We start from the raw sequence: 22,533 nt of genomic DNA, 5'->3' as shown, positions 1-22,533 counted from the left end.
CAGGGCTTTTATGAATCCTTCACATGGACTAGCAGCGCAAAACAGGGCTTGGTGTTTGTCCTAGGCTCCGTGTTTTTGCTGTGCGGGATCAGGCTTTGGAGAAGTCCGCAAACGCCTGCTTCATCGTTAGTCTGATCGGACGATGAACGGAAAATTGCATGGTGAGAGCATTTCTGTCATAGGCGAAAAGGCCTTGCCCACCACACCACAAGCCGTCCGGTGGAGCGGCAACTGGAGACCTGAATGAACACAATGACAGATAACTACCTCACCCCTGATGCGCTGGCCGTGATCGAGCGTGCCAAGGCCCTGGCGCCCAAGCTGGCGGCGCGCGCGCAGCAGGCGGATCGCGAAGGAAAGATCAGCGACGAAACCGTTCAGGAGATGGCTGAGGCGGGTCTGTTCCGTGTGCTGCAGCCCAAGCGCTGGGGTGGCTATGAAATGGATCCCCGTGTGTTCTACAGCGTGCAGATGGAGCTGGCCAAGGGCTGCATGTCCACGGCCTGGATTTACGGGGTGGTCGGCGTTCACCCCTGGCAGCTGGCGCTCTTCCCCGACCAGGCCCAGCAGGATGTGTGGGGCAAGGATAACGGCGTGCGCATCGCCTCGACCTATATGCCTACTGGCAAGGCCGAGCCCGTGGAAGGCGGATTCAGGTTCAACGGTCGCTGGAGCTTTTCCACCGGCTCCAAGCATTGCGACTGGCTGTTTCTCGGCGGTCTGCTGCCCAAGCGTGATGGCACGCCTGGCCTGGAGCATGTGACTTTTCTGGTGCCCAAGGCGGACTACCGCATTGAGGACAACTGGGATGTGCTGGGCCTGCGCGGCACAGGCAGTCATGACATCGTGGTGGAAAACGCGTTTGTCCCGGCACATCGCATCCAGTACACCAACGACCACAGCGATGTGGGCTGCCCCGGCCGCACCGAAAACACCAGCTGGCTGTTCCGCATCCCCTTTACCCATGTGTTCCAGCGTGCGGTGTCCACCGCCTGCCTGGGCGCGCTGGAAAGCGCCATCGCGTCGTTCACCGAACGCGCGACGGCGCACGTTGGAAAGCATGGCAACAGGATGGCCGAGGACGTGAACGCCCAGACGGCCGTGACCGAAGCCACGATTGCGCTGGACCAGCTCAAGATGGTGCTGTTCCGCAATTACGCACGCATTGTGGATGCGGCCAAGACTGGTATTCAGCTGACGCTGGAAGAGCGTCTGCTGCAGCGTGCTCAGGCGTCATACGTTCCCAAGCTGACGGGCTTTCATGCCAATGAGCTGATGCGTGCCTGCGCAGCCAGCGGTACTTTCAAGAACAATCCCATCGAGCGCATCTTCCGCGACATCCATCAGGGACGTACACACATCGCGAACAACACGGATGCCTATGTGCGCGCCTATGGCTCGCATGTGCTGGGCATTCCCAACCAGGAGCCCTTTGTCTGATTGAATTCAGGCCAGGCTGCGGCAGCGCTCTCACAATGGAGGCTGCCGCCAGCGTGTATTTGCGACAGTCCATCCATAGAACAAAAGATTGACGGAGACAAGGTATGGCAGAACAAGAATATGACCTGATCGTCGTGGGGTCGGGGGCAGGTGCCATGTTGGGCGCCATTCGCGCGCAGGAGCAGGGCCTCAAGACTCTGGTGGTGGAGAAGACAGAGCTGTTTGGCGGCACTTCGGCCCTGTCGGGGGGCGGCATCTGGATCCCGCTCAATTACGATCAGAAGACCGCTGGCATCAAGGACGATCTGGAAACCGCATTTGGCTATATGAAGCGCTGTGTGCGCGGCATGGCGACGGACGACCGCGTGCTGGCCTATGTGGAAACCGCCAGCAAGATGGCCGAGTACCTGCGCCAGATCGGCATCCCTTATCGCGCCATGGCCAAGTATGCGGATTACTACCCCCATATCGAAGGCTCCAGGCCCGGCGGCCGCACCATGGATCCGGTTGACTTCAATGCCGCCAGGCTGGGTCTGGCGGCGCTGGAAACCATGCGCCCCGGCCCTCCCGGCAACCAGTTGTTCGGCCGCATGAGCATCAGTGCCTTCGAGGCGCATTCCATGCTCTCGCGCGAGCTCAAGTCGCGCTTCACCATCCTGGGCATCATGCTCAAGTATTTTCTGGACTACCCCTGGCGCAACAAGACCAGGCGCGATCGTCGCATGACGGGCGGCCAGGCGCTGGTGGCAGGCCTGCTGACTGCTGCCAACAAGGTCGGTGTCGAGATGTGGCGCAACTCTCCGCTCAGGGAGCTGGTGCAGGATGCATCGGGCCGTGTGACGGGTGTCATCGTTGAAAGGAATGGTCAGCGCCAGCAGATCAACGCCAGACGTGGCGTGTTGTTGGGTGCTGGTGGCTTTGAGCGCAATCAGGAGATGCGCGACCAGTATCTGAACAAGCCCACCAAGGCAGAGTGGACGGCCACCCCAGTGGGAGGCAATACCGGCGATGCTCACCGGGCCGGTCAGGCCGTGGGCGCGCAGCTGGCGCTGATGGACTGGTCCTGGGGCGTGCCCACCATGGATGTTCCCAAGGAGCCGGCCTTTCGCGGCATTTTCGTGGAGCGCTCGCTGCCGGGGTGCATGGTGGTCAACAGCAGGGGGCAGCGCTTTCTCAACGAGTCCGGCCCTTATCCGGAGTTTCAGCAGGCCATGCTGGCCGAACATGCCAAGGGCAATGGCGGCGTGCCTGCATGGATTGTGTTCGACGCCAGCTTCCGCGCGCAAAACCCCATGGGGCCGCTGATGCCTGGCTCGGCCGTGCCGGACAGCAAGGTGCGCAAGAGCTGGCTGAACAATGTCTACTGGAAGGGCGAGACGCTGGAGGATCTGGCGCGCCAGATCGGCGTGGACGCCGCTGGCCTGCAGGACAGTGCACGCCGCATGACCGAATACGCCAGAGCTGGCAAAGATCTGGACTTTGACCGGGGCGGCAATGTGTTTGACCGCTACTACGGCGATCCGCGTCTCAAGAATCCCAACCTCGGCCCCATCGAGAAAGGTCCGTTCTACGCCATGCGCCTGTGGCCCGGCGAGATCGGCACCAAGGGGGGGCTGCTTACCGATAGAGAGGGGCGTGTGCTCGACACGCAAGGCAGGATCATCGAGGGGCTGTACTGCGTGGGCAACAACTCCGCCTCCGTCATGGGGCCGGCCTACGCCGGCGCTGGCTCCACCCTGGGGCCTGCCATGACTTTTGCCTTTCGCGCCGTGGCCGACATGCTAGGCAAACCCTTGCCGCTTGAGAACCCGCATCTGCTGGGCAAGACGGTTTGATCAGGAGGCGCGGAAATGTCCAATTTCAAAAAGCATGTCAGCACCATCAATCCTGTGGGTGCAGTCTTGGATGTGCGGTCGGCCGATGAGGTTCAGTGGTCCGATGCCAGCGATGTGGTGGTGGTCGGCTGGGGAGGCGCAGGTGCCAGTGCAGCGATTGAGGCGCGCGAGCAGGGGGCCGAAGTTCTGGTGATAGACCGCTTCAGCGGCGGCGGTGCCAGTGTGCTGTCGGGTGGTGTGGTCTATGCCGGTGGCGGTACCAGGTACCAGAAGGAGGCGGGCTTCGAGGACTCACCCGAAGCCATGACTGCCTACCTCAAGCATGAGGTCAATGGTGTGGTCAGTGACGAGACACTGGCTCGCTTCAGCCGCGACAGCGTGGCCAACCTGAATTGGCTGGAAAAGCAGGGCGCTACCTTTGCGTCGACCATGCCTGCGTACAAGACCTCCTATCCGACCGATGGCCTGTATCTGTACTACTCGGGCAACGAGGTGGTGCCCGCCTACGGCAACCCGCAACTGGTCAAGAAGCCTGCTCCGCGCGGTCATCGCGTGGTGGCCAAGGGGCAGTCGGGAGCGACGTTCTTTGCCGCGCTGCAAAAATCCACATTGGCGCACGGAGCCCGCACATTGACGCAGGCCCGCGTCCAGCGCCTGGTGCGCGAAAAGGACAGTGGCCGTGTATTGGGCGTGGAGGTGATGGTGTTGCCCGAAGGCGATCCACGTACCGAACGCCACAAGAAGCTCGATGAGCTGGTGGCCAAGTGGCGTTTGTATCAGGCACCACGTGCCCAGGCGGGTCGTCGTGAAGCTGCGCAGATCGAAAGCGAGATCGGCGAGAAGCGCTACATCCGTGCTCGCAAAGGTGTGGTGCTGTCCACTGGCGGCTATATCTTCAATTCGGAGTTGCTGGAACGGCATGCGCCGGCTTACAAGCCCGGCTGGCTGACCGGTGCTGCGGGCTGCGATGGCTCTGGTCTGCGCCTCGGGCAATCCGTGGGAGGGATCGCTCAGGATCTGAACAATATCTCGGCCTGGCGCTTCATCACCCCACCCTCGGTCTGGCCCAAGGGTCTGGTGGTCAACACCAAAGGCGAGCGCTTCTGCAATGAACAGGTCTACGGTGCCAAGCTCGGCTACGAGATGATGGAAAAGCAGGGGGGACAGGCTTGGCTCATCATTGATAGCAAGCTGCGCAGGCAGGCTGCGTGGCAGTGCCTGTTTGGCGGTTTGTGGGCCTTCCAGTCCATGCCCGCGCTGGCGCTGATGTACAAGGTCGCGATCAAGGGCAAATCTGTCGCCGATCTGGCCAAAAAGCTTCGCATGGATGCAACAGTGCTGCAGCTCCAGTTCGATCGCGCCAATGCCGCTGCACGCGGTGAGATCGAAGACCCGTTGGGCAAGTCCCAGGACATGCGCCATGAGTTCAAGGGCGGCTCGCTGTTTGCCATCGATATCTCCATCAGCCAGAAGATGTTCCCGCTGGCCGTCCTGAGCCTGGGAGGCCTCAAGGTCAACGAGGACAACGGTGCAGTGATTGACGGTGCCGGCTATGACATTCCCGGGCTGTATGCCGCGGGGCGCACCGCCATTGGTGTGGCTTCCTCGCGTTATGTGAGCGGCTTGTCCCTGGCCGACTGCGTGTTCTCGGGCCGCCGAGCGGGCAAGGCGGCTGCACTGGAAGGGGGCGAGCCCCCTGCTGCCCAGGCAGCGTGTCCGCAGGCAAGCGCTGTGGAGAGCGTCAGTTCCTGACCCCGTGGATTGGGGACGATCTTGTGCCGGGGCGCCAGTGCAAGGTTGCACAAAAGAGTGAGTGAGTAAGGGGTAAGAAGAAATGAGCAGTGAAGCCACAACAACCGCATCGCGGTATCACCCGCTGCGCGTGCGCGCGGTGATTGACGAGACGCACGATACAAAGTCAATTGTGTTCGAGGTGCCAGAGGCTCTGGCTGAGCAATTCAGCTATCGTCCCGGCCAGTTTCTGACTCTGCGACTGCCTATCGAGGGCCGCTATGTGCCTCGCTGCTACTCCATGTCCAGTGCCCCGATGCTCGACGATGCCTTGCGGGTGACTGTCAAGCGCGTCGTCAAGGGACGAGGCTCCAACTGGGTTTGCGACAGGGTTCAGGTGGGTGATTCCATCGAGCTGATGCCACCATCGGGCCTGTTCTCGCCCCGAAATCTGTCTCAGAACTTTTTGCTGCTGGCCGGTGGCAGCGGAATCACACCGGTGTTCTCCATCTTGCGCACCGTACTCAAGCAGCATCAGGGCAATGTGGTGCTGTTCTATGCCAACCGCGATGAGCGCTCGGTGATCTTCAAGAAGGACCTGCAGCAGCTGGCGGCCGAGTATCCGGATCGCCTGCAGGTCATTCACTGGCTGGACTCTGTGCAAGGCGCGCCTTCGCAGAAGCAGCTCGCAGCCTGGGGCACGCCCTGGGTGGCCGATGCTGGCCAGGCTTTTATCTGCGGGCCGGGCCCCTTCATGGATGCCGCGCAGGCCGCGATGATCGAGGCCGGCATGCCTGCCGAGCAGGTACATGTGGAGCGCTTTGTCTCTCTGCCTGACGAGGAGACTCTGCAACTGATGCAGGAGGCAACTGCTCCCGTGGAGGCTGCTGTCGACCAGGCACTGGTGCAGCTGCGTCTGGACGGCGAGGAATACGAATTCAACTGCACTGGCACGGAGACCATTCTGGAGGCCGGACTGCGCGCCGGCATCAATGTGCCCTACTCCTGCCAGGCCGGCATGTGCGCATCCTGCATGTGCCAGGTGCAGGACGGCAGCGTACATCTGCGACACAACGAAGTGCTGGATGCCAAGGATCTGTCCAAGAAGTGGACGCTGGCCTGTCAATCCGTGCCCACCAGCGAAAAGCTGCGCGTCAAATTTCCGGAGTAACTTATGTCGAATACCAACCAGAACGCGATGCCCGAGTCTTCGCTGACCTTGCCCGGCATGCTGGCTGACGTGGTCAGCCGCTTTGCCGGTCGCGCGGCGATTGTCGAAAACGGCAAATCCATCAGCTATGCCCAGCTGCAGCAGCTGAGCCGCCTGGCCGCACGTGCCTTGATGAGTCTGGGCGTGCAGGCTGGCGACCGTGTGGCTCTGTGGGCACCGAATCTCAGCGAGTGGATCGTTGCCGCCTGCGGTGTGCATGCTGCGGGCGGCGTGCTGGTGCCCTTGAACACCCGCATGAAGGGCGCCGAGGCTGCCGATATTCTCGAGCGCAGCCGTGCCAGGGTGCTGGTGTGCGTGGGCGACTTTCTGAACAACTACTACCCGGATCTGCTGAACGGCCTGCGTCCTGTCACATTGCAGCAGGTGGTGGTACTCGGTGACAAGGTGCTGCCCAGTGCGGATATGAACTGGGCGCAGTTCATGGCCAGGGCCGATGACACGACTGCCGAAGCCCAGCAGCAGCGTGAAGCCCGGATCAAGCCTGACGATACGGCCGATCTGATGTTCACTTCCGGCACCACGGGACGCCCCAAGGGAGTGATGTGCGCGCACCGCCCGACGATCCTGGCTTTCAAGGCCTGGTCGGATGTGGTGGGTTTGACCGAAGGCAGCCGATACCTGATCGTCAATCCGTTCTTTCACACCTTTGGCTACAAGGCCGGCTGGGTGGCAGCCTTGCTGCAGGGCTCTACCGTCTATCCCGAGCAGGTATTTGATGCGCAAGCGATCTTGCATCGCATCGAGAGCGACCGTATCAGCTTTCTGCCCGGGCCGCCCACTCTGTTTCTGTCCATGCTGGCGCATCCGGGGCTCAAGAATTTCGATCTGAGTTCGCTGAAGTCCTCCGTGACCGGTGCTTCCACGGTACCTCCCATTCTCATCAAGCGCATGCGCGAGGAGCTGGGCATCGTGAATGTCACCACGGCCTACGGCCTGACGGAGTGCGGTGGCTGTGCCACGCTCTGCGAGCCCTCCGACAATGTGGAAACCGTGGCCAATACCTGTGGCAAGGCCCTGCCGGGGACCGAGGTGCGCTGTGTGGATGAGCAAGGGCAGCCTGTTGCCCCAGGTGAAGCGGGGGAGGTGCTGCTGCGCGGCTACCACATCATGCAGGGCTACTTCGAGGATGAGAAGGCCACGGCAGAAACCATTGATGCCGATGGCTGGTTGCATACAGGCGATGTGGGAGTGCTTGACGAGCGCGGCTATCTGCGTATTACCGACCGCCTCAAGGATATGTTCATCGTGGGCGGCTTCAACTGCTACCCAGCAGAAATCGAGCGCATGCTGTCCAACCACCCCGATGTGGCACAGGTTGCCGTGGTCGGGGTGGCCGACGAGCGCATGGGCGAGGTAGGCTGTGCCTGCGTGGTGACACGCAACGGCGTGACACTGGACCAGGAGGTCTTCATCGCCTGGTGCCGCGCCAATATGGCCAACTACAAGGTACCGCGCTTTGTCCTCCAGCTCGATGGCCTGCCCGTCAACGCATCCAACAAGGTGCAAAAGCGCGATCTGCTGCAGATCGTCAAGGGCAGGCTTGAGTCTGTACCTCAGCCTGCCTGAACAGGGCTATCTGAAAAAGCCATACGGTTTTCGAAAACCGGCTCAAAATCGTGGCTATAATTCAAGTCTGCTCTGTAAGGCGAACGGCTTTGCAGAAATGCGGGAATAGCTCAGTTGGTAGAGCGATACCTTGCCAAGGTATAGGTCGACGGTTCGAACCCGTTTTCCCGCTCCAGATTTTGAAAAGGGAAGCAAAAGCTTCCCTTTTTTATTGCTTTGGTCGCATGGCTGATGCAATACTTCTCGCTGGCGCCCTGCGCCGGTTGTGAAGTGGGCCCCGATGGTGAAATTGGTAGACACTGCAGACTTAAAATCTGCCGCTTTTAACGAAGCGTACCGGTTCGATTCCGGTTCGGGGCACCAGAATTGAAAAGCCTGCTATATCTTGTGTAGCGGGCTTTTTTATTTGTGACTTGAGTAGCCGTTGCTGCCCGCAGTCTTGCTGAAGGTGGGAAAATTCACTCACTGCGATGCCGTAGGGCTGTGGGCGTCAAGGCTTGGCCAAGGCGCTTGGAAAAGTCCTGGCTTCGATGCAATATGGCTTGCAGTTCTGTCATGCTGACGAGGCCTGCACTCCCAGAGAAAAAAGATGTCTAGTTACAACGCTGCTTTTGAAATTCATGTCCACGGACAGGTTCTGCTCCGTGCTGATGTTACGTATGAGCAGCTGCAAGATGCATTGCGTCCCTTGTGGGCCTATGCTGGTGCGCGCTCATTGACCGACGGCGAGGGAAGTCTCTATGAAGAAGAGCCCGGCATTCAGTTCGACGCCAAGGAGCATCTGTTGCAGATGTGCTGGACCGTGCGTGGTGACGATGATTTTCGTCAGTCCCTGGACGATATGTGCATGGGCCTGAACGAGCTGGCCGAGCAGGGCTCGCCCATCGAGGTGACCTTCTACGACACCGAGTTCGACGAGGAAGAGGCTCCTGCCGAGGCCCAGAGTCGCGATGACTTCCTGATGCTGTTTGTCGGTCCCAATCCCGCAGCCATCATGCAGGTGCAGCGCGATCTGCTGGTGCAGGATGTCATCAACATGATGGAGCGTCACTTTGACGGTGCAGAGCTCGGCGGAGTGGTGCAGGAGATCGACAAGCTGTTCTCGCAGCGCTTCGAAGCCCTGGTCAGCTCGCTGGAGCTGGGCAAGCCGCCGCGTGGTGGATCGGGGGGCTCGGCCTCCGGTCATGGCGGCAATCGCCGCCCGCGCCATCTGCATTGATTCCTTCGATCATCCGCTGTCAAAGCCCTCTGTGCTGCAGTCCCGAGACTGTGGCGGAGGGCTTGTCTTTTGTCATGAAGCCCATTCCTACACCCAAGTATTCAGGAGCCGTGACCCAGCAGTTGCGCAAGGACAGGGCTGCGCGCGCCAGCATGGGCGAAGAAGGGGTGAATGCATCCATGCCTCTGGCATTGCCCTATCTCTCGGGCTACGCGCCATCGCTGCAGAATCAGGTGCGCGACTGGCTGCTCGCGGGCAGGGCCGCTGACTGGCTGCTGCGCAAATATCCGCAGGCCCACGCGGTTCGCACGGACGGGGCGCTCTATGACTATGTCGATGCGCTCAAGGCGCAATATCTGCGCAATGCAGGGCAGTTGCACAAGGTGGCCTACGACAGCAAGATTCATGTGGTGCGCAATGCCCTGGGTCTGCATACGCGGCGTGCGATTGCGCATGGAGGCAGGCTCAATGCTCGGCACGAGATTCATGTGGCGGCCATGTTCAAGCAGGCGCCAGATGCCTTTTTGCGCATGATTTGCGTGCATGAGCTCGCGCATATCCGCATCATGGATCACGACAAGGCTTTTTATCAGTTATGCACGCATATGGAGCCTGATTACCATCAGTTGGAGTTCGATGTGCGTTTTTATCTCAGTTATCTGGATCAGGGCGGCGAGCTGCTCTGGAGCTGATGGCGCAGATCAGGCGGGGGTGGGCACTGCGCTGGGCGAGCACACGTTGACGGCCAGGCTGCAGCCTTCGGGTAGCTCCAGCCAACGCTGGGCTGCGGCTTGCATGGCCGTCAGGCGGCCGGTCGTCATGAGCTGAATCTGATCGGCCTGGGCCAGCTGCAGCGATCCATCGGTCTCGGCTCCCAGCAGATTGCGCTGCTCCAGCATGCGCCGGGTCTGGCGTGCCACGGGGGCACCCGTGTCCAGGAGCTGAATATCGGGCCCCAGCAGGGCACGCAAATCATCCTTGACGAACACATAGTGGGTGCAGCCCAGCACCAGCGTATCCATCTGTCCTGTCTTAAGGCCGAAACTCCCTAAAGCGCTTGTGTACTTTGCGCACAGCGCTCTGATCTCCGTGGCGCTTGCATCCTCGGGCAATGCCTGCTCCGTGCTTTGCTCGATCGCCCTGGCCAGGCCGTCGCAGGCTTGGAGGTGAAACTCGGCGCGTTGCCCATGCTCCGACACCAGGCGTGCCACACGCTGGCTGGAGATGGTGCCCCGGGTGGCCATCACTCCCACATGATGGGTCTGGCTGGAAAAAGAGGCAGGTTTGATAGCCGGTTCCACGCCAATGACGGGCAGTTGCGGCAGGCGTTCGCGCAACAGTTCCACGGCCGCAGCGGTGGCAGTATTGCAGGCAATCACGAGAATCTTGATGTCGTGCTGCTCCAGCAGGTATTTCGCAATGGCTAGGCTGCGCTCCTGCACAAACGCATCGCCGCGTGCATCGCCATAGGGTGCATTGCCGCTGTCGGCCAGATAGACAAACTGCTCGTGCGGCAGCTCATGGCGCAGTGCCTGCAGCACGCTGAGGCCGCCCACACCGCTATCAAAAATACCGATGGGGGAGTGAGGAGTGGGCATGGTGCAAGAGGTAGGTGGAGGCGATGGTGCGGCCGTCAGTATGCGCCGCTTTGGGTGCCGGCGGCGCCTCCAGGGCTATGGTTTATCAGGGATTCGGGCTGTCCTGGTCTGCAGGCAAGCCGCAGACCGGGCAGAAATTATCACCATGACCGACTTCATGCCCGGCCGGGCAGTGGCGGATCTTGAGCATGGCAGGCAGGTTCCAGCTCGAGAAGAAGATGCAAAACGCCATGCCGTAGAAGATCATCCAGTGGCCCGAGAACACGCGCAAGCCGTGCTGCTGCTCGGCCATGCCGCCCGCAATGCCGAGAAAAAAGTTGGCAAAAGCGTAAATGAAGACCGCATAGGCAGTGTTGCGCATCCAGGAGGGGCAGCCTGCGAGCACCTTCTTCCAGGAAAACTGCAGGCGATTGCCGTTGTTGATGCGCTGAGCAATCAGTGCCGCAGGCATCCAGACGGCAAAAATCCCGATGGTCATGGCGCTTGTGAATGTCTCCAGGATATCTTGAGGTAAGTGTGTTTCAAGTACATCGATCTGCCCTGCAAATGCTGCCAAATGTGTGATTGCACTGAGTGCAAAGCCCATTCCGGAAATCAGCATCAGTGGCGGCAGAAGAATTTGCATGGCGGCTTGAAAAGATAAAAAAGGAGCTGAAGCGCTGGTTTGCTGGTGGTTTCAGCAGTCAATAAGATGTTTTTTTATTGTGGCACATCGATCAGTGCTCATCTTTTTGCTGTGAGGCCGCCAGACGAATGCTGTCCACAAGCCTGCCAAAGTAGCTTTTGCGCATGGACAGCGAAGCGGGCAATGGGGCAGATGGCAGGCTGTCGTAGCCATCTTCATCAATGCAGAATTCGAAAAACAGGTAGTCAACTTCGGGTAGCTTGAGCTGATGGCGGCAGGCGTGGCGGCCCGAGCCTCGTTTTTTTTCGGCCATGGTCTGCATGCTGATATTGCTTCCCAGGACCGCCGTGTAGGCCATGGGCAGGGTGGCTGCCAGGTTGAGCCAGAGCATGAAAGCCATGAAAGCGGCGCATAGCAAGGCCATCAGCCAGCGCTTGATGGGGCCGTAGCTGAGCCAGGGGCCTGCGGGTTGCCAAAGTCCCAGCCTATGGAGTCGCCGCAACCAGATGCCGGCTGCTGCGGTAAATGCCAGCGCCAGATACAGCGCGATCAGTTGCCAATGCGCATCGGGTATGAAGCTGCGCCAGAAAATGGGGGCAAGTGCGCCCATCATCACCGCCATGAAAGCGACGATCAGCCATTTCTGTGGATTGGAGGTTTCAGGTTTCCAGAGCCAGTTCATGCTTGTTGCATCTGTTGGGGTGCTGTCGGTAGTTTGATCTGAGCCAGGCTCAAAGAGTTTTTCGCATACGCGCGTTGCTCAGGGCAATGCCACGTACGACAGGGGTTTGTCGGCGCTGTAGCTCAAAGCCGAAATGTGCGAAGAAAGCCTGGGCATTGAGACTGACATCGGCGGTCAGCTCAGGCAGGCCGTTTTGCCGTGCTGCTAGTTCGATATGTGCAAGCAGCAATCGGCCCACGCCTTGGCGCGCGTATTGCGGAGCTACAAAAAAGTGGTCGATATAGCCATTGGTCTGCAGATCGGCATAACCCATGGGTAATTCATTGGCGCAGACGGCGACAAAAGGCTTGAGTGCCTGGATGCGCTGGCGCCACTCCATCCAGTCGGGATGTTGGGGCGCCCAGGCGTCAAGCTGCGCCTGGCTGTAGTGATTCACTGCCAGCTGATGAACAGCACCGTGAAACACCTGCCATAGCGCGATTTCATCTCCGGGACGATAGCTGCGTACATGCATGGGTTGGCAGATTGATTGAGTTTGGCAAAAATGTTTTGCAGCAGCAGAGGTATGACATCGGTGCAGCGCGCAAGGGCGGCTGTGGAAGCACTTCTTTATCTGCATGCAACCCGCTGTTTTGATGAATTTTCTGTCATCAATTAAGGATGAACGGTGGTCTAAAGTCTGTGAAATGCTCAGGTTTTTATAGCGGAAAAAATAACGTCAACCTCTAGAATGATCCGCCCATGCCCTTGATATACCTCATCCTCCTACCTTTTGCAGGCAGCCTTCTGGCTGCTTTATTGCCGGCGAATGCGCGCAATACTGAATCAACACTCGCGGGTGTCATTGCGCTGATATGCGCAATTCAGGTAGGGATGCTGTTCCCGGAAATGGCCGATGGAGCGGTGCTCAGGCAGGAGATTTCCTGGCTGCCGGCGCTGGGGCTGAATCTGGTGATCCGCATGGACGGGTTTGCCTGGCTGTTCTCCATGCTGGTCTTCGGCATTGGTGCGCTGGTGGTGCTTTACGCGCGCTACTACATGTCGCCCACTGATCCTGTACCGCGCTTTTTCTCGTTTTTTCTGGCCTTCATGGGGGCCATGGCGGGGGTGGTGCTCTCGGGAAACATCATTCAACTGGTATTTTTCTGGGAACTGACCAGTCTTTTTTCGTTCCTGCTGATCGGCTACTGGTATCACCGCAAGGATGCGCGCCGGGGGGCACGCATGGCTTTGACGGTCACGGGAACGGGCGGGCTGGCCATGCTGGTGGGCATGCTGGTACTGGGTCATATCGTAGGCAGCTATGATCTCGACAACGTTCTGGCGGCAGGGCAGCAGATTCGCGATAGTCACCTCTATCTGTTGGCATTGGTGCTGATTTTGCTTGGTGCACTAACGAAAAGTGCCCAATTTCCATTTCAGTTCTGGCTGCCAAACGCCATGGCGGCTCCCACGCCCGTGTCGGCCTATCTGCACTCGGCCACCATGGTCAAGGCCGGCGTGTTTCTGCTGGCACGGCTGTGGCCGGTGCTGGCAGACACCGATGCATGGTTCTGGCTGGTTGGTGGAGCCGGTGCCATGACGCTGCTGATTGGCGGTTATTGCGCGATGTTCCAGCATGATCTCAAGGGTTTGCTGGCTTATTCAACGATCTCGCATCTGGGGCTGATTACCTTGCTGCTGGGCCTGAACAGCAAGCTGGCTGCCGTGGCGGCAGTGTTTCACATCATGAATCACGCGACCTTCAAGGCTTCGCTGTTCATGGCGGCGGGCATTGTGGACCATGAAAGCGGCACGCGTGACATCCGGCGCCTGTCGGGTCTGCGCTTCATGATGCCGATCACGGCCACGCTGGCCTGTGTGGCCAGTGCCGCCATGGCCGGTGTGCCCTTGCTCAACGGCTTCATCTCCAAGGAGATGTTCTTTGCCGAGACCGTCTATCTGGATGCAGCACCCTGGGTCAAGACTGTGCTGCCCGTGGTTGCGACCGTGGCGGGCATGTTCAGCGTGGCCTATTCGCTGCGCTTTACGTTCGATGTCTTTTTTGGGCCCCAGGCAAACGATCTCCCTCACGAGCCGCACGAGCCGCCGCACTGGATGCGTGTACCGGTGGAGCTGCTCGTGCTGGCTTGCCTGATCGTCGGCATTTTCCCGGCCTGGGCGGTGGGCGGTTTTCTGGCTGTCGCTGCAACTCCAGTCGTAGGAGGTGACTTGCCGCAGTACAGCCTGGCCATCTGGCATGGCTGGAATATGCCGCTCATCATGAGTCTGGTGGCGCTGGCCGGTGGTATCTTGCTCTACACCATGCTGCGCTGGCAGCGCACGGTCGGACACTTTGATACGACGCCCGTGCTGGGCCGTGTCAGCGGTCGCAGGATTTTTGAGAATCTGCTGGCTCGCATCACCTGGCTGGGCCGGGCGGGGCGCCGCAATCTGTCCACGCGCCGCCTGCAGTGGCAGATGCTGTGGCTGGTCTGCGTTGCTCTTGTGGCGGCAGCATTGCCAATGTGGCTATGGGGCATGAAGCTGGGCAATCGCGGCACTTTGCCCGTGTCTTCGGCTTTTGTCCTGCTCTGGGCAATTGGCTGCCTGTGTGCGCTGGGCACGGCCTGGAAAGCCAAGTACCACCGGATGACCGCATTGATCATGCTCGGCGGCACGGGCCTGTGCACGGTGCTGACCTTCCTCTGGTTCTCGGCCCCCGATCTGGCTCTGACTCAACTGGTGGTGGAAGTCGCCACCACGGTGCTGATCCTGCTGGGGCTGCGCTGGCTGCCCAAGCGGGACAAGAATATGCGCACGGCCGATAACGCCGATGCCAGGGCCAAGGCACGCCGCCTGCGCGATCTGGTGCTGTCGCTGATTGCCGGCGGCGGCATGGCCTGGCTGGCATTTGCCATGATGAGCCGGCCTTTCTATGAAAGCACCTCCACCTTCTTCCTCGAAAACGCGCTGGGCGGCGGTGGCGGCACCAATGTGGTCAATGTGATGCTGGTGGACTTCCGCGGCTTCGACACCTTTGGCGAAATCGTGGTGCTGGGCATTGTGGCCATCGTCATCTATGCGCTGCTGCGCCGCTTCCGTCCGGCACGCGAGGCCATGGACATCCCGGAGCAGCAGCGTTATGTGCCTGGCGATTTGCAGACCGACCTGCTCAACCCGCGCAATGCCAGCGATACAGCCGTGGGCTACCTGATGGTGCCAGCCGTGCTGGTGCGACTGCTGCTGCCGTTTGCGACGCTGGTGGCGGCCTATATCTTTGTGCGCGGCCATAACCAGCCCGGCGGCGGGTTTGTAGCGGGGCTGGTGTTTTCGGTCGCCTTGCTGATGCAATACATCATCTCGGGCACGCACTGGGTGGAGGCGCATCTGCCGCTGTATCCGCGTCGCTGGATTGCCGCGGGCCTGCTTTTTGCACTGGGCACGGGCCTGGGGTCGGTGGCCGTTGGCTACCCCTTCCTGACCAGCCACAGCTTTGACTTTTCGCTGCCATTGGTGGGGCATGTGCATCTCGCCAGCGCCACCTTCTTCGATATTGGCGTGTTTGCGCTGGTGGTGGGCTCCACCATGCTGATCCTGACGGCGATAGCCCACCAATCGGTGCGCGGACACCGCTTTCATGCGCGCTTGCTGGAAGAGCAGGAACAAGAGGCCAAGAAGGCCGAGGCCGAGGTGCAGGCAGCCACAGCTGCAGCACTGGCAAGGGGAGGTATGTAATGGAAATCGTTCTGGCCATTGCCATCGGTGTGCTCACCGGCTCGGGCGTCTGGCTGCTGCTGCGCCCGCGTAGCTACCAGGTCATCATGGGGCTGGCGCTGCTGTCCTATGCCGTCAATCTGTTCATCTTCTCCATGGGGCGTCAGGGCCTGTCGATCAACAAGGTGCCGGTGCTGCAAAACGGTGTACCGACCGATTTGTCGCACTATGCAGACCCCATGCCTCAGGCCCTGGTGCTGACCGCCATCGTCATCGGCTTTGCCATGACGGCGCTGTTCCTGGTCGTGCTGCTGGCATCGCGCGGCGCTTCTGGAAACGACCATGTGGATGGCGTGCACTCGCGTACCGAACAGGAAATGCTATGACCGGGTGGATTGAGCATCTGATGCCGCACCTGATGCTGGCTCCCATCATGCTGCCCATGCTGACGGCAGCGCTGATGCTGTTTTTGCGTGAAGAGCGTCAGCGCCTGAAGCTGGGCATGAACATCCTGTCCACCACGATCAGTCTGGTGATCGTGGTCATGCTGCTGGGCTGGACCAACCAGGCGGGCTCTGCCGTCACCATGTCGGTCTATATGCCCGGCAACTGGCCGGCGCCCTTTGGCATCGCGCTGGCGCTGGACAGGCTGACTGCTCTGATGCTGCTGGTCACCTATGTGGTGGCACTGGCTGCGCTGGTGTTTTCCGCTGCGCGCTGGCACAAGGCCGGGGTGCACTTCCACCCCTTGTTCCAGCTGCAGCTGATGGGGCTCAGCGGTGCCTTCATCACGGCCGATCTGTTCAATCTGTTTGTGTTCTTCGAGATCATGCTGGCAGCCTCTTACGGTTTGCTGCTGCATGGTTCCGGCAGCACGCGCATTCAGGCCGGTCTTCACTATATCGCCATCAATCTGGCCGCGTCTTCGCTGTTCCTGATCGGCGTGTCCATGCTCTACGGCATTACCGGAACGCTCAATATGGCCGATCTGGCCCGCGCCATTCCGCAAGTGCAGGACGCCGACCGCGGCCTGCTGCATGCGGCAGCGGGTGTTCTGGGAACGGCATTTTTGATCAAGGCGGCGCTGTGGCCGCTGAATTTCTGGCTGGTGCCTGGCTACAGTGCGGCGACTGCGCCGGTGGGCGCCTTGTTTGCGCTCATGACCAAGGTGGGGGTCTATGTCATCTTGCGCCTGTGGACCTTGCTGTTCAGCTCGGAAGCCGGGGCATCGGCCCTGTTTGGCAGTACCTGGCTGATCGTGGGCGGCATGCTGACCATGGCCTTTGGTGCGATAGGCATGCTGGGCTCGCAACGGCTGACCCATCTGGCGGGCTTCGCCGCCATTCTTTCGTCCGGCACCCTGCTGGCCGCAACGGGCTTTGGCCAGAATCTGCTGACAGCCGGCCTGCTGTATTACCTGCCGGGCTCCACGCTGGCCGTGGCGGCCCTGTTCCTGATCGCCGATGTGGTGGACCGCTGGCGCGTGGATGATGACGCGGGTGAGCCCTATGAGGACGATGAAGCGCCATTCCTCAATGCAGAGCTGTTGCCCACCGAAGGCTTCAATCTCGACGATGATGAAGAGCTCATGATCGGCCGGGCCTTCCCGGCAGCGGCGGCTTTTCTGGGTCTGAGCTTCATGGCCTGCACCTTGCTGATCTCGGGCCTGCCGCCTCTGTCCGGCTTTCTCGGCAAATTCGCCATGCTGACCAGCCTGCTCAACCCGCTGGGCATGGGGACATCCAGTGGTGTGAAGGCCGGTCCGCTGGGCTGGAGCATGGTGGCCCTGCTCATCATCACCGGTCTGATGGCGTTGGTGGCACTCACGCGCGCCGGCATCCGACATTTCTGGGCCAATCCGGAGCAGAGCGCGCCATCACTCAAGGTGGCGGAAGGCCTGCCCATCGTTGCACTGCTGCTGTGCTGTGTGGTGTTGACGGTCAAGGCCGATGATGTGATGCGCTATACCCAGCGAGCGGCCAATGCACTGCATTCGCCCGATGTCTATGTGCGTACCGTCCTGGGTCTTGCTCCGGTACCTGCGCCCAAGGAGAAGAAGGCTCAGGAGGCTGCGGGTCCCGAGGCGGCGGCACGTGCTGCAGCACTGGAAATGCAGGCAGAGCCCGTCCCCGGTATCGGCGATGAAAGCGAAGCTGCACAGGAGGCTGCTACCCAGACCGCAGCCTCGGCTCAGAAAGAGGAGGGCCGCCCATGAAGAACATCATGAAATCCATCTTCCCGGCACCGCTGCTGTCGGTAGCTCTGCTGGTGCTGTGGCTGTTGCTCAACCGCTCGGTCAGTGCCGGCCAGATCTTGCTGGGCCTGATCCTGGGCCTGCTGATCCCCGTGCTGCTGCGCGGCCTGCGCCCCTTGCCGGTGCGGGTCAGCCACCCGCTGAGCATTCTCAAGCTGGCATTCCGTGTGGTCTGCGACACCTCGGTCTCCAATTTCAATGTGGTGCGTTTTCTGCTGCTGCCGCGCATGCGCAAGCACCCGGCGGCCTTTGTCCATATTCCGCTCGAGCTGCGCGATCCCAACGGGCTGGCAGTACTGGCCATGATCGTCTGCCTGACGCCGGGCACGTCCTGGGCCGAAATTTCGCGTGACCGCTCCATGCTGCTGCTGCATGCGCTGGAGGTGGAGGATGCCAAGCAGCTGGCCGACTTTGTGAAGTCCCGCTACGAGAGCCTGCTGATGGAGATTTTTGAATGAATCCCTGGTTTTATTGGGTGCTGATGGCATCTCTGGTCATGCTGCTGGCGGCCATGGGCTGCTCGGTGCTGCGCCTGCTCAAGGGGCCGCATGCGCAAGATCGCGTGCTGGCGCTGGACTGCATGTATCTCAACGGCATGCTGGCCATGCTGGTCATGGGCATTCTGTATGACAGCACCAACTATTTCGAGGCGGCCTTGCTGGTGGCTCTGTTCGGCTGCGTCGGCTCCACGGCCATGGCCAAGTTCCTGTTGCGCGGCGAGGTGATCGAATGAGTACCGAGGTCATTGGCGTGGATCTGCCGCTGTGGGCCCAGATTCTGGTGGCGGCCCTGGTCTTCGGTGGTTCGCTGATTGCTCTCATGGGCTCCGTAGGACTGCTGCGGCTCAAAAGCTATTTCGAGCGCGTGCATGCGCCCTCCATCATCGCCACCATGGGCTGCTGGCTCATCATGCATGCCACCTGGATCTACTTTTCCGTCAGCGGCCAGGGCTTTGTCATGCACTCGGTGCTGATTGCCATCTTCATTGCCGTGACCGTGCCCATCACCACCATCTTCCTCATGCGCGCAGCGCTGTTTCGCTCGCGCCGGGCAGGAGAGAGCGTGCCGCCCACGCTCAGCAACCTGGTGCGCAACGAACCCCTGGACGAAGAAGAGGCCGCCGAGGTCGACGAAAAGCCGGTGGCGAACAAAGTCTGAAATCCTTGGAGTCCAAGCCCTTCAGGGCGGCCGTCTTGCGCTAGATTGGCAGCCATGCTCAATATTGTTGCCATCTGCATCGGTGCCTGCCTGGGCGCCCTGTCGCGCTGGGGGCTGGGACTGTGGCTGAGCGCCGGAGCCAGCATGCCCTGGGGCACTCTTGCCGCCAATCTGATCGGCGGCTATCTGATCGGCGTCTTCATCGCGCTGTTTCAGGCGATGCCCCAGCTGGATCCGGCCTGGAAACTGGCCATCATCACCGGCTTTCTCGGTGCTCTGACCACGTTTTCCAGCTACTCGGCCGAGGTCATCGGCCTGCTGCAGCAGCAGCGCCTGGTCGCTGCTCTGGGCTGGGCCTGTGTGCATCTGGTCGGCTCTCTGTTCATGACCTACATGGGTATGCTCAGCTGGAGCATCGGGTTCAGCCGTTAAGCTGGCAGACCATTTGCCACTATTGCGGCAAACTGCTTCAGCGTTTAGAGGCGAAATACTCTCCAGGGCTATAGCTTTGTGAGCGTATAGTGCAAGCATCATCTGCACTACAGGTGCATTTGAGCTTGAAGTACTTGACGGATGGGCGGTCAGCGCTACGAAATCTTTAGGGATGGCTGTAGTCCGTGCTGCTCAGCATTCTAAGAACCGAGGGTCCATGCAAATTTCTTCACCCCTGTCCGATACCGATCTGGCCAATGCCTGGGCCGAGCTGCACAACCAGGCCCATAACGGCAAAGAGCTGGAACCTCAATCCAACCGCCTTGCATTCGCCGATCCGGAGTTCATGTTCCGCCGCGAAACCCGTGGCATCCGCATGCAGCTGGAAATGCTCAAGCCAGATCTGACCCAGATCGAGCGCGGCATCGAGCACACTGTGGTTGTCTACGGAAGCGCGCGCTTTGTGGATATGGAGCAGGCGCGTCAGCAGCTTGCAGAAGCGAAGGCCAGCGGCGATACCCAGCGCATGGCGCTGGCCGAGCGCGGCATGCGCAATGCCGAGCGCTATGAGGCGGCACGCGCCTTTGCACGCATAGTGGCGACCGAAGGCATGAAGCAGGCGCCCAGCGAGCGCTTTTACATCTGCACGGGCGGTGGTCCCGGCATCATGGAGGCGGCCAACCGCGGCGCGCATGATGCGGGTGCTCCCAATGTGGGGCTGAACATCTATCTGCCGCATGAACAGCATGGCAACCCCTACATCACGCCGGGGCTGAGCTTTAAGTTCCACTACTTTGCACTGCGCAAAATGCATTTCATGATGCGCGCCAAGGCGCTGGTGGCCTTCCCTGGCGGCTTCGGCACCATGGACGAGCTGTTTGAGGTGCTGACGCTGGTGCAGACCCACAAGAGCAAGCCCGTGCCCGTGATCCTGTTCGGCACGGAGTTCTGGAAGCGGGTGCTGAACTTCGACGTGCTGGTGGAAGAGGGCACCATTTCCGCCAAGGATCTGAACCTGTTCCGCTACACCGACGATCCGGCCGAGGCCTGGTCCTTCATCCAGCAGTTCTACCAGACCGGCTGGAACAACGGATAAGCAGTCACGCCTGATCACCAAACGGCCAGAAACCGCCAGAAGATTTTCCTCTGGCGGTTTTTTGTTGCCCATCAATGCATGAAGATAGTTCTTGATGAGCCAGTGCTTGGGCCTGGTTCGGCTTAAATGCCATGCAGCGATTGCTCGGCCAGTTGCTGGGCACGCGCGATCGAAATGCCTTCATGCTGATCGACGACCAGTGCATCGCTTTCCTCATCGCAGCGGTGCAGCACCACGCGCGGGCGTGTGCCGTCGGCCTGGATATGCACATCGGCCGGGCGTGATTCCTGCGTGGGGTAGACGGCAATCAGATTGGACAGCCAGCCAAAGAAAATCGGGTCTTCGGGAGGTTTGTCGAAGGAGTCCAGATAGCGGTGAAAACTGGCTTCGCTGGCCGACACCCAGATGCCCCAGAGAAAGGGCTCGTCCAGGCCATGGATCGGCACTTCCAGAATGGCGCGCACATAGTATTGCGTGCCTTCGGGGTGGGCGATGACGCAGAGCTCGTCGGTCAGCTCGGCCCATGCCTCGCGTTCTTGCTCGCTCAGGCGTCGGTAGGGTGCAGGGGCATCGAAAGCAAAGCTCGGCGATCCTTCGTGAATCTGATCGCATTTGCTGCATTGGTAGGCAAAGATGGCGGCCATGGTGTAAGAGTTCAGCGTTTGCGAAAGACCAGCGTGCGGTTATTGGCCGGCATGGCCTGATCGATTTCAAGCTGCAGGCCGTGCTGACCGGCCAGCGCCACGATGGCTTCAAAGTCGCGCAGGCTGCTGCGCGCATCACGCTGGCGCAGCCAAGCGTCGAAGGCGCGGTTGCTGTCGCTGGTGAAGTGGCCGCCGTAGTTGAACGGACCGTAGATGGCAAACACGCCGCCTTCGGGCAAGTGCGAGCCCACCAGATCAAACATGCGCTGCACCAGCGGCCAGGCCACGATATGGCAGGTGTTGCTGGTAAAGACGGCATCAAAGCCTGATGGATCCTTGGTTGCGGGCCAGGCATCGGTCGCCAGGTCGAACTCCAGCGGAGCAAGCAGATTGGGTGCTCCATGGGCGGCGTGCCAGGCCTGGATGCCTGCATGACTGTCGGCCAGGTCGCTGGTCTGCCAGACCAGCTGCGGCAGGCGCGGAGCGAAGTACACGCTGTGCTGCCCGGTGCCGGAGCCTATCTCCAGCACATGCCGGCTGTGCTGAAAAGCGGACTTCAGCACCTCGAAAATAGGGGCCTGATTGTTTTCGCAGGCCTGGGAAAAAGGCCGTTGCGGGGCTGTCGATGGAAGGTTTTGGGTCATGAGGGTCTTGGCGGGCAGACACGGGAAATCGTACAGGCATCTTCTCCCGAAATGCCAAGTCCGAGCACTGCGACAGCCTTCACGGCCTGAAGCGCAGCCTGATCTCGGGTCGCACGTTCAGGCCACCGATTTTCCAGCTGTATGCGCCCATGCCCAGCGTGGGAGTGGAGCTGGCGTTTTGCGAGAGCACCTCGACATTGCCGGGCAGGCTGACTTTCAGGCTGCCATTCATGGTGATGCCCAGTTGCGCGAAGTCTCTCTTCTCCTTGTCCTTGAGCGGTTTGGCGGCAATCGTCATCACGCCATTCCTGTCGGTCTGCACGGTGAACATGTCCAGCAATCGCAGACCTTCACCGGGCTTTCGCTGGCCGGCAATCTCCAGCGCATAGCGCGCATTGCCTTTGTAGACGGCTTTCCTGACCTCGGGTTCGCGGCTCAGTTGCTGCGCTTGCGCCGCCAGCTCCTGGTGGTCTTTCTCGCTCAGCACACCTTGTTTTCTGAGCTTCATCACGGCCAGGGCATTCACCACCGTGCCGTCAAAGCGGTAGCTGTAGTTGCCATCGGGCTGCACTTCCACGCTGGCGGAGAAGCGCTCTGGTACCAGGCAGGCGGTCAGCAGGGCGACGAGGGCGGTGGTCGTCAACAGCGCAAAAAGCTTGTGCATGAGGACTCCTTTTGAGTG

The 22,533-nt window shown here is 60.4% G+C and carries 23 protein-coding genes and 2 tRNA genes; 17 read left to right on the top strand and 8 right to left on the bottom strand.

The window, feature by feature from the left end; translation table 11 throughout:
• Positions 1-252 precede the first annotated feature (252 nt).
• The 9 genes from EIC84_RS18805 to EIC84_RS18765 all read left to right on the top strand — a co-directional run bounded on the left by EIC84_RS18805 (position 253) and on the right by EIC84_RS18765 (position 9,714).
• Positions 253-1,440 (top strand): acyl-CoA dehydrogenase family protein, encoded by a 1,188-nt coding sequence (locus tag EIC84_RS18805; protein ID WP_003071339.1) that lies wholly within the window; start codon positions 253-255, stop codon positions 1,438-1,440.
• Between the two features lie 104 nt (positions 1,441-1,544).
• Positions 1,545-3,275 (top strand): FAD-dependent oxidoreductase, encoded by a 1,731-nt coding sequence (locus EIC84_RS18800; protein ID WP_003071335.1) that lies wholly within the window; start codon positions 1,545-1,547, stop codon positions 3,273-3,275.
• Positions 3,276-3,290: 15 nt separating this feature from the next.
• Entirely contained in the window at positions 3,291-5,027 is a 1,737-nt protein-coding gene (locus tag EIC84_RS18795) for an FAD-binding protein (RefSeq protein WP_003071332.1), read from the top strand.
• An 82-nt stretch (positions 5,028-5,109) separates the two neighbouring features.
• Positions 5,110-6,177, top strand: coding sequence for a ferredoxin--NADP reductase (locus tag EIC84_RS18790; protein ID WP_003071329.1), 1,068 nt, complete (start codon positions 5,110-5,112; stop codon positions 6,175-6,177).
• A gap of 3 nt (positions 6,178-6,180) precedes the next feature.
• Positions 6,181-7,803, top strand: coding sequence for a FadD3 family acyl-CoA ligase (locus tag EIC84_RS18785; protein WP_003071327.1), 1,623 nt, complete (start codon positions 6,181-6,183; stop codon positions 7,801-7,803).
• Positions 7,804-7,902: 99 nt separating this feature from the next.
• A tRNA-Gly gene (locus EIC84_RS18780) sits at positions 7,903-7,978 on the top strand.
• Positions 7,979-8,077: 99 nt separating this feature from the next.
• Positions 8,078-8,166 (top strand) — tRNA-Leu (locus EIC84_RS18775).
• Positions 8,167-8,392: 226 nt separating this feature from the next.
• Positions 8,393-9,022: a DUF6806 family protein gene (locus EIC84_RS18770; RefSeq protein WP_003061017.1), complete on the top strand. Its 630-nt coding sequence runs from the start codon at positions 8,393-8,395 to the stop codon at positions 9,020-9,022.
• Positions 9,023-9,096: 74 nt separating this feature from the next.
• Positions 9,097-9,714, top strand: a complete 618-nt coding sequence (locus EIC84_RS18765; RefSeq protein ID WP_003061019.1) for a M48 family metallopeptidase — start codon at positions 9,097-9,099, stop codon at positions 9,712-9,714.
• Between the two features lie 9 nt (positions 9,715-9,723).
• On the opposite strand, the gene murI is transcribed toward EIC84_RS18765, so the two are convergent.
• The 4 genes from murI to EIC84_RS18745 all read right to left on the bottom strand — a co-directional run bounded on the left by murI (position 9,724) and on the right by EIC84_RS18745 (position 12,441).
• The gene (murI, locus tag EIC84_RS18760) at positions 9,724-10,620 is read right to left on the bottom strand and encodes a glutamate racemase (protein WP_012837546.1); all 897 of its coding nucleotides are present in this window, start codon (positions 10,618-10,620) and stop codon (positions 9,724-9,726) included.
• A gap of 85 nt (positions 10,621-10,705) precedes the next feature.
• Positions 10,706-11,098: a hypothetical protein gene (locus EIC84_RS18755; RefSeq protein WP_003061025.1), complete on the bottom strand. Its 393-nt coding sequence runs from the start codon at positions 11,096-11,098 to the stop codon at positions 10,706-10,708.
• 238 nt (positions 11,099-11,336) lie between these two features.
• Positions 11,337-11,927 (bottom strand): hypothetical protein, encoded by a 591-nt coding sequence (locus EIC84_RS18750; protein WP_003061028.1) that lies wholly within the window; start codon positions 11,925-11,927, stop codon positions 11,337-11,339.
• A gap of 49 nt (positions 11,928-11,976) precedes the next feature.
• On the bottom strand, positions 11,977-12,441 hold the full coding sequence (locus EIC84_RS18745) for a GNAT family N-acetyltransferase (protein ID WP_003061031.1): 465 nt from the start codon (positions 12,439-12,441) through the stop codon (positions 11,977-11,979).
• Between the two features lie 227 nt (positions 12,442-12,668).
• Between EIC84_RS18745 and EIC84_RS18740 the strand changes: the two genes are divergently transcribed.
• The 8 genes from EIC84_RS18740 (at position 12,669) to EIC84_RS18705 (ending at position 20,563) form a co-directional block, all read left to right on the top strand.
• Positions 12,669-15,644, top strand: a complete 2,976-nt coding sequence (locus EIC84_RS18740) for a monovalent cation/H+ antiporter subunit A (protein ID WP_034361100.1) — start codon at positions 12,669-12,671, stop codon at positions 15,642-15,644.
• Complete coding sequence (locus EIC84_RS18735) at positions 15,644-16,009, top strand: Na+/H+ antiporter subunit C (RefSeq protein WP_003061035.1); 366 nt, start codon at positions 15,644-15,646, stop codon at positions 16,007-16,009. The genes EIC84_RS18740 and EIC84_RS18735 overlap by 1 nt, the downstream gene beginning before the upstream one ends.
• Positions 16,006-17,838 carry a monovalent cation/H+ antiporter subunit D gene (locus EIC84_RS18730; RefSeq protein WP_003061037.1) on the top strand — a complete coding sequence of 611 codons (1,833 nt, stop codon included), beginning with the start codon at positions 16,006-16,008 and terminating at the stop codon, positions 17,836-17,838. Before EIC84_RS18735 ends, EIC84_RS18730 begins: the two co-directional genes overlap by 4 nt.
• Positions 17,835-18,335 carry a Na+/H+ antiporter subunit E gene (locus tag EIC84_RS18725; protein WP_003061039.1) on the top strand — a complete coding sequence of 167 codons (501 nt, stop codon included), beginning with the start codon at positions 17,835-17,837 and terminating at the stop codon, positions 18,333-18,335. The genes EIC84_RS18730 and EIC84_RS18725 overlap by 4 nt, the downstream gene beginning before the upstream one ends.
• Positions 18,332-18,610 (top strand): K+/H+ antiporter subunit F, encoded by a 279-nt coding sequence (locus tag EIC84_RS18720; RefSeq protein ID WP_003057255.1) that lies wholly within the window; start codon positions 18,332-18,334, stop codon positions 18,608-18,610. The genes EIC84_RS18725 and EIC84_RS18720 overlap by 4 nt, the downstream gene beginning before the upstream one ends.
• The gene (gene mnhG, locus EIC84_RS18715; RefSeq protein WP_003061041.1) at positions 18,607-19,035 is read left to right on the top strand and encodes a monovalent cation/H(+) antiporter subunit G; all 429 of its coding nucleotides are present in this window, start codon (positions 18,607-18,609) and stop codon (positions 19,033-19,035) included. Before EIC84_RS18720 ends, mnhG begins: the two co-directional genes overlap by 4 nt.
• 54 nt (positions 19,036-19,089) lie before the next feature.
• Complete coding sequence (crcB, locus tag EIC84_RS18710; RefSeq protein ID WP_003061043.1) at positions 19,090-19,467, top strand: fluoride efflux transporter CrcB; 378 nt, start codon at positions 19,090-19,092, stop codon at positions 19,465-19,467.
• A gap of 217 nt (positions 19,468-19,684) precedes the next feature.
• Positions 19,685-20,563: a TIGR00730 family Rossman fold protein gene (locus EIC84_RS18705; RefSeq protein ID WP_003061045.1), complete on the top strand. Its 879-nt coding sequence runs from the start codon at positions 19,685-19,687 to the stop codon at positions 20,561-20,563.
• A gap of 4 nt (positions 20,564-20,567) precedes the next feature.
• On the opposite strand, the gene EIC84_RS26545 is transcribed toward EIC84_RS18705, so the two are convergent.
• From EIC84_RS26545 to EIC84_RS18690, 4 genes are all read right to left on the bottom strand, one after another.
• A complete protein-coding gene (locus EIC84_RS26545; RefSeq protein ID WP_255432077.1) occupies positions 20,568-20,696 on the bottom strand; it encodes a hypothetical protein in 129 nt (42 codons plus the stop codon).
• Positions 20,686-21,207 (bottom strand): DUF2199 domain-containing protein, encoded by a 522-nt coding sequence (locus EIC84_RS18700; RefSeq protein ID WP_003061047.1) that lies wholly within the window; start codon positions 21,205-21,207, stop codon positions 20,686-20,688. The genes EIC84_RS26545 and EIC84_RS18700 overlap by 11 nt, the downstream gene beginning before the upstream one ends.
• Before the next feature lie 11 nt (positions 21,208-21,218).
• Entirely contained in the window at positions 21,219-21,851 is a 633-nt protein-coding gene (locus tag EIC84_RS18695; protein WP_003061048.1) for a DUF938 domain-containing protein, read from the bottom strand.
• A 79-nt stretch (positions 21,852-21,930) separates the two neighbouring features.
• The gene (locus EIC84_RS18690) at positions 21,931-22,515 is read right to left on the bottom strand and encodes a hypothetical protein (RefSeq protein WP_003061049.1); all 585 of its coding nucleotides are present in this window, start codon (positions 22,513-22,515) and stop codon (positions 21,931-21,933) included.
• Between the last annotated feature and the right edge of the window lie 18 nt (positions 22,516-22,533).

The organism is Comamonas sp. A23 (assembly GCF_004522605.1).
In the GTDB taxonomy this organism is placed as follows: Bacteria; Pseudomonadota; Gammaproteobacteria; order Burkholderiales; family Burkholderiaceae_C; genus Comamonas; species Comamonas thiooxydans.
Note: the sequence above shows the minus strand (reverse complement) of the source record. Positions and strands in the feature narration are given on the sequence as shown.